Below are 6,041 nucleotides of genomic sequence, written 5' to 3' on the forward strand. Positions count from 1 at the left end.
GGCGCCACCGTCATGCCAGACAAACGCCCGGCGGCTGGGTTTCCGTCGCAATCACCGCTCACTTTCGGTCACGGCCCCGTGAGCACCTAAATGCGACTTTCCAGCGCATGTTTTCCGCGCCCCTTGCTCCTGCCCTGCCGCCATGACTATGCTGCGCCGATCCAGACCGCTATGCCCCCCTGATCCGAGGTTCACCGATGACAGCACTGGCGCAGACCGAAGACGACCGCCCGCTGTGGCCCGCTATCGTGCGCGGCTGGCGGCGGCGCTGCCCGAACTGCGGGGCGGGGCCGGTGCTGCGCGGCTATCTGACGGTGCGCGAAAGCTGCCCCGTCTGTCATGAGGCACTGCACCACCAGCGCGCAGATGATGGCCCGGCCTATATCACCATTCTGATCGTCGGGCACATCATGGGACCGGCGCTGCTGTGGGCCTTTGTGAAATGGCGGCCCGATCCGCTGATTCTGGTGTCAATCTTTTCGGTGATCGCGGTTGCGATGACCCTCTGGCTTCTGCCGCGCGTGAAAGGCGCCTTCGTGGCGCTGCAATGGTCACGGCGCATGCATGGATTCGGCTCAAGTGACTGAGCGGCCAGCCGATACGCCGGTAAGGCCTGCAGCAACCGTGGTGCTGACCCGCGCGCGGGCCGGTGGCCCCGAGGTACTGATGGGCCAGCGCGGCGCCGGTGCGGCCTTCATGCCTTCGAAATACGTCTTTCCAGGCGGTGCGGTGGACCGCGCCGATGCTGCCGTTCCGCTGGTCGCGCCGCTGGGTGAGCCTTGTCGCAGTCGGCTGGCCGGAACGGACATCGCACCCGACACGCTGGCCGCCGCCGCAATCCGCGAATTGTTCGAGGAAACCGGCCTGGCTTTGGGCCAGCCCGCCACCTGGGCCGATCCGCCCGCAGACTGGCAGAGCTTCGCCGCGCGCGGTCTGCGCCCCGATGCCTCGGGTTTCCGCTTCATCTTTCGCGCCATCACGCCGCCGGGCCGGCCGCGCCGCTTTGACGCGCGGTTCTTCCTTGCCGATGCCAGCGCCGTTCAGGGCGATGTCGAGGATTTCTCGGCCGCCTGTGACGAGCTTTCGCATCTGCACTGGATCTCTCTGGCCGAGGTGCGGCGGCTGGACCTGCCCTTCATCACCGAGGTCGTCCTGTCTGAAGTCGCCCTTCTGATGCGCGGCGGCCAGCAACCCGGTGTGCCGTTCTTCGACAATTCCGGCACCCGGCCCACCTTCCGGCGGATCACCTAACGCCGGAACGGCCAGAGCGGGTGCGGCACCGGATCTTTTGCCGTCACCAGATAGCGGCGAAACACCTCGGCATAGCTGCGGTAGACATAGCCATCGTTGCGTCGCTGATAATGATCCCGATGCGCGTGATAAAGCGCAGGCAGGGCATACCAGGGCACATTCGGGTGCATGTGATGCACCACATGCAGGTTGTTGTTCAGAAACAGCAGCGCCAGCGGGCCGCGATCTTCAATGATCACGGTGCGCGCGCGCGCAGCCTCATGGGCGCGGTGTTCCAGAAAGGTGCGGATCTTCAGCAGTGCATGGCCGATATAGGCCGCCATCAGATAGGCCCAGCCGCTCATCGGGGCGACCCAGATCCACCAGATCACCGGCACCAGCCCCGCCAGATGCAGCAGCCAGTCGCGGATCACCGCCCGGTCGCCACGCAATGCCAGCCCGGCCTCGGTGCGCAGCCACAGCAGATTGCCGATCAGCGGCCCCAGCAGCACCCGCCCCGCGAGGGTGTTGTTCACCTCCAGCAGCCAGCGTGCAGGGCGCGACAGCCGCGCCCAGACCGCCGGATCGAAATAGTTCGATTCCGGGTCGTCGTAGGGGTCGGTCAGGACCGGGTCATGGTGGTGCGCCAGATGGGTGTCGCGAAAGCGGCCATAGGGCACGGACAGGTTCAGCGCCGGGAAGGCCAGCGCCTCGTTGGCCATCCGCGAATGGAAGGGATGACCATGCAGCATCTCGTGTTGCAGCGAAGAAAACTGAGCGATGGCAACTCCGGTCAGCGCCACCCCCAGCACAGGCGACAGATCAAAGGCCCAGGTCGTGCCCAGCGCCCAAAGCGCATAGGTCATCAGCAGCAGCGACAGGGTGATCCATTCAACGGTGCGGGGGGGGTGGCGCATAGCGGCTCCGGCATTTTTCAAGGGCTTAGCACCGGGCACGACCTGCGAGAATGCGGAAGATGCGCATGACAAAGTCATCAGAATTGATTATAGTCATCAATGATGGAAAAGATCGACAAACGTGACCGCGCCACCCTGTTTCGCGTCCGACTGGCCGAGGCGATGGCCGCGCGTCAGATGACACAGGCCGCGCTGGCGCGCGCGACCGGGGCAGACCGTTCCACCATTTCGCAGCTTCTGGCCGATGGGGTGCGGCTACCCAATGCCCAACTGGCCGCCGATTGCGCGCAGGCGCTGGGGATCAGCGCAGACTGGCTTCTGGGCCTGACCGAACGGCCCGAGCCGGTGGCCGACCTGCTGGCCACGCAACTGACGATGCGGGAAGCGCCGCGCGCCCTGTTTGACGAGGCGATCTTCGGCTGGCACCGCGAGGCGGCGGGCTACAAGATCCGGCATGTCCCGGCGACGCTGCCCGACATGCTGAAAACCCGCGCTCTGGTGGAATGGGAATATCGCCCGCAACTGGGCCGCACCGCCGAACAGGCGATCGGCGCCTTCGAGGATCAGCTGGCCTGGCTGCGCACCGCGCAATCGGATTACGAAATCGCCCTGCCGCTGCACGAGATGGAGGCGTTTGCCACCGGCACCGGCTATTACGCCGGGCTTCCGGTTGAGGTACGGCTGGGTCAGATCGAGCGGTTCGAGACGCTGGCGGATCAGCTTTACCCCTCGCTGAGGCTGTATCTCTTTGATGCGCGGCGGGTGTTTTCAGCGCCCGTGACGGTGTTCGGCCCGCTGCTGGCGGTGGTGTATCTCGGTCGCCATTACATCGCCTTCCGGGACCGTGCGCGGGTCGAGACCATCAGCGCGCATTTCGACTGGCTGGTGCGCGAGGCAACCCTGGGCGCCCGCGATTTTGCCGCGCATATGCGCGATCTGCGGACGCGCGTTCAGAACATCTGAAGCCCGGCAGGGCTATAGCCGTTCCAGTCGAGGATTTCGCGCGCGGCCTTCAGCCGGTCAGGCGAGGTTACGCCACCGCGTTCCAGCACAAAGCCCATGCGCCCCGACGGCGTGCCGATGACCAGCGTGCGGCTGTCGGCATCGGCCCACAGCACCCACCACGGTTCGGCCAGCGCACCTTCCGCAGCCTCGAGCTGCAAACGACCGGGCGCAACCAGCCGGGCGTTACCGCGATAGCGCGCGCGCTGCCCGTCAAGGCAAAGATCGGCTTCCACCGGCAGACCCTGCGCGCCCGACGGGCCGAAACTGACCATCCCGCCCCGGCAGCCCCCCGCCTCTGCCGCGAAGGTGCCGACCTGCTGCCAGCGACCGGCAAGACTTGCCGCATCCAGCACAGCGCTGGAATAGATCGGCACCGCCGTGTTGCGAAAGGCGCGTTCCGGCTCCGGTGTTTTGGCACAGGCGGACAGCGCCAGCAGCAGTGCAAACATTAGTCGAGACACAGTGTCACCTCGCGCCCGTCGGCCTGAAGGATGGGGTTGCAGCCGAAAAGCGGCGTGACCGGCGCGCAACTGCGCGAGCGGGCAAGACAGAATCCCTCGCAATCGCTTTCGCGGCTGCATTGCTTGCCCGCGTCCCGCGTGCGCCGCACGCAGGTCCGGGCCTGCGACAGCCCGGCAGCGGACCAGGTGCCCCCCGCCTTTTCGCAACTGATCTGCGCGGCGGTCTTCGTGGCAGGCTCAGGTTGAGGCGCCGTTACAGGCCTGGGCGGTGCGGCGGTGGGAGGCACCCCGGGTTGGGCCTCTGGCGCAGCCTTCGGCGCTGGGTCAGGCGCGGCGGCCGGTTTGACATCGGACGCCGCGGTTGCCGGGGCCAATGTCGTGGTCGTCACCGGACCGCCGGTGATCGCCCCCGGCGCGGCAGTTACCCCAGCTTCAGGCGGCGGCGCAGTCTTGCCGCCCCCAAGCCCCGCAGGCAACTGGCAGGCCGCCAGGAGGCCAATCGTCAACAGCGCTGCAATACGGCGCATCCCGTCCCCCACTCATCCCGCCCCAATAGGCCCGAAGCCCGGCACGGGCGCAACCCGTTCAGTAAGGCGCAGGGTAAAGACGGTGCAAGGCGTCAATATCGGCCAGAACCTCGTCCGACAGCGTCAGATCTGCCGCACCGATATTGCTTTCAAGCTGCGCAAGTGTCGTGGCGCCGATGATCGGAATGCAGGCAAACGGCCTCTGACGGGTGAAGGCAATCGCCATCTGGCAAGGATCAAGCCCATGATCGCGCGCAAGGCCAAGATAGGCCGAAACGGCAGGAAACACCTGCGCGGTGACACGTCCGCCCAGATCGGGCGTTCGTTCACGCCGCGTGCCTTCGGGCACCACATCCCCGGCATATTTGCCCGACAGCAGCCCCGTTGCCAGCGGCGAATAGGCCAGCAACGGCATGTCCTCCAGCACCGAAAACTCGGCCCAGTCGGTATCGAACTGGCGGCAGAGCAGCGAATATTCGTTCTGCACGCTGGCCATGCGCGGCAGGTTTTCCATCCCGGCCAGCCGCAGCCATTCGGCCGCGCCCCAGACGCTTTCGTTCGACAGGCCAAGCGCGCGGATCTTGCCTTCAGCCACCAGATCGCCCGCAGCGCGCAGCACTTCGGCCATGTTGTCGCGGATCGCTGCGGGGTCGTCGAAACGCGGCGCATAGCGCCACATCTGGCGGAAGTGATAGCTGCCGCGATTGGGCCAGTGCAGTTGGTAAAGGTCGATGTAATCGGTCTGCAACCGCCGCAACGAACCTTCGACCGCCGTGCGCAAGGTGGCGGCGCTAATCGGCTGATCGGCGCGCACCGTCTTGCCCTTGCCGGTGATCTTGGTCGCCAGAACCACACGCTCACGCCCGCCGCGCGCGGCGAACCAGTTGCCGATGATCGCTTCGGTCCCGCCGACGGTTTCGGCGCTGACCGGGTTGGTCGGATACATTTCGGCGGTGTCCCAGAAGGTCACGCCGCGCTCTGTCGCCATATCCATCTGGGCAAAGGCCTCGGCCTCGGTGTTCTGGGTGCCCCAGGTCATCGTGCCGAGGCAGAGTTCCGAAACCATGAGCCCGCTGCGGCCCAGTGCAACCTGTTTCATCACGTTTCTCCTTGTCGGGCATCAGCTTAGAGCGGAACGCCGCAGTGGCAAGACCTGCGCCACCTCACGCGCTGTTACAAACTGTGATCATTTCGCCCTGTCATCCGGGCGCAATCCGGGCCAACCTGCCCCTCAAGCCCTGCCGGAATGACGAGCCGATGCGACTGCTGATCTCTTTTGCCGCCCTGTTCCTCGCTGTCGTGCTGCTGCAACTCGGTTCGGGTGGGGTCGCGCCGCTGGACGCGATTTCGGGCGCGAGCCTCGGTTTTTCCACCGAACAGCTTGGTCTGCTGGGCTCGGCCCATTTCTTCGGCTTCTTCATTGGCTGTTGGTGGGCGCCGCGGCTTATGGGGTCTGTCGGACATTCCCGCGCCTTCGCGGCCTTCACGGCGGCGGGGACCATCGGCATTCTGGCGCATATGCTGATCGTCGATCCGCTGGCCTGGTCGGTGATGCGGATGGCTTCGGGCCTTTGTGTTGCAGGCTGTTACACGATCATCGAGGCATGGTTGCAGGACAAGGTGACGAACGCGACCCGCGCCCGCGCCATGGGGGTTTACCGGGTTGTGGACATCGCGGGCAGCCTTGGCGCGCAGCTGATGATCGGCGTGCTGGAGCCTGCCTCCTACGTTTCCTACAACCTGCTGGCGCTGCTGTGCTGCTGTGCCATCTTCCCGCTGACCCTGACCCGCAGCGAGGCGCCCCCTTCTATGGTTGCCGCCCGTGATGCAAGTTGCTTTTGACGCTTCCTGAGGTGTGATCGAGTGCGGTCTTCTATCAGGCCTTTTGTGCGGCATTTCAG

General features: G+C 65.7%; 7 protein-coding genes and 1 pseudogene. 4 read left to right on the forward strand and 4 right to left on the reverse strand.

The features are described 5' to 3' along the window. The first annotated feature begins 197 nt into the window (after positions 1 to 197). Together IE126_RS04970 and IE126_RS04975 are read left to right on the forward strand one after the other, a co-directional pair. Positions 198 to 587, forward strand: a complete 390-nt coding sequence (locus IE126_RS04970) for a DUF983 domain-containing protein (protein WP_054301544.1) — start codon at positions 198 to 200, stop codon at positions 585 to 587. Further along, positions 565 to 1,251 carry an NUDIX hydrolase gene (locus IE126_RS04975; RefSeq protein WP_054301543.1) on the forward strand — a complete coding sequence of 229 codons (687 nt, stop codon included), beginning with the start codon at positions 565 to 567 and terminating at the stop codon, positions 1,249 to 1,251. The genes IE126_RS04970 and IE126_RS04975 overlap by 23 nt, the downstream gene beginning before the upstream one ends. Here IE126_RS04975 and IE126_RS04980 read toward each other — a convergent pair. Next, positions 1,248 to 2,147, reverse strand: a complete 900-nt coding sequence (locus tag IE126_RS04980) for a fatty acid desaturase (protein ID WP_189380314.1) — start codon at positions 2,145 to 2,147, stop codon at positions 1,248 to 1,250. The two genes, IE126_RS04975 and IE126_RS04980, sit on opposite strands and share 4 nt — an antisense overlap. A gap of 99 nt (positions 2,148 to 2,246) precedes the next feature. Between IE126_RS04980 and IE126_RS04985 the strand changes: the two genes are divergently transcribed. Further along, complete coding sequence (locus IE126_RS04985; RefSeq protein ID WP_108128886.1) at positions 2,247 to 3,110, forward strand: helix-turn-helix domain-containing protein; 864 nt, start codon at positions 2,247 to 2,249, stop codon at positions 3,108 to 3,110. On the opposite strand, the gene IE126_RS04990 is transcribed toward IE126_RS04985, so the two are convergent. Genes IE126_RS04990 through IE126_RS05000 form a run of 3 tightly spaced genes read right to left on the reverse strand, consistent with a single transcriptional unit; the run spans position 3,098 to position 5,239 of the window. Beyond that, positions 3,098 to 3,601, reverse strand: coding sequence for a lipocalin family protein (locus tag IE126_RS04990; protein ID WP_229825233.1), 504 nt, complete (start codon positions 3,599 to 3,601; stop codon positions 3,098 to 3,100). The genes IE126_RS04985 and IE126_RS04990 overlap by 13 nt on opposite strands. Continuing rightward, entirely contained in the window at positions 3,601 to 4,140 is a 540-nt protein-coding gene (locus tag IE126_RS04995; protein ID WP_189380316.1) for a hypothetical protein, read from the reverse strand. The genes IE126_RS04990 and IE126_RS04995 overlap by 1 nt, the downstream gene beginning before the upstream one ends. 58 nt (positions 4,141 to 4,198) lie before the next feature. Next, entirely contained in the window at positions 4,199 to 5,239 is a 1,041-nt protein-coding gene (locus tag IE126_RS05000) for an aldo/keto reductase (protein WP_108128889.1), read from the reverse strand. A gap of 158 nt (positions 5,240 to 5,397) precedes the next feature. Between IE126_RS05000 and IE126_RS05005 the strand changes: the two are divergent. Then, positions 5,398 to 5,943 (forward strand): annotated as a pseudogene (locus IE126_RS05005) (MFS transporter); the annotation flags it as partial. Between the last annotated feature and the right edge of the window lie 98 nt (positions 5,944 to 6,041).

Source organism: Gemmobacter nanjingensis (assembly GCF_014652195.1).
GTDB lineage: Bacteria > Pseudomonadota > Alphaproteobacteria > Rhodobacterales > Rhodobacteraceae > Gemmobacter > Gemmobacter caeni.

Excerpts from the sequence above, each read along its gene's own strand:
- IE126_RS04970 (WP_054301544.1), top strand. The coding sequence starts at position 198 with ATGACAGCACTGGCGCAGACCGAAGACGACCGCCCGCTGTGGCCCGCT.
- IE126_RS04975 (WP_054301543.1), top strand. The coding sequence starts at position 565 with ATGGATTCGGCTCAAGTGACTGAGCGGCCAGCCGATACGCCGGTAAGG.
- IE126_RS04980 (WP_189380314.1), bottom strand. The coding sequence starts at position 2,147 with ATGCGCCACCCCCCCCGCACCGTTGAATGGATCACCCTGTCGCTGCTG.
- IE126_RS04985 (WP_108128886.1), top strand. The coding sequence starts at position 2,247 with ATGATGGAAAAGATCGACAAACGTGACCGCGCCACCCTGTTTCGCGTC.
- IE126_RS04990 (WP_229825233.1), bottom strand. The coding sequence starts at position 3,601 with ATGTTTGCACTGCTGCTGGCGCTGTCCGCCTGTGCCAAAACACCGGAG.
- IE126_RS04995 (WP_189380316.1), bottom strand. The coding sequence starts at position 4,140 with ATGCGCCGTATTGCAGCGCTGTTGACGATTGGCCTCCTGGCGGCCTGC.
- IE126_RS05000 (WP_108128889.1), bottom strand. The coding sequence starts at position 5,239 with ATGAAACAGGTTGCACTGGGCCGCAGCGGGCTCATGGTTTCGGAACTC.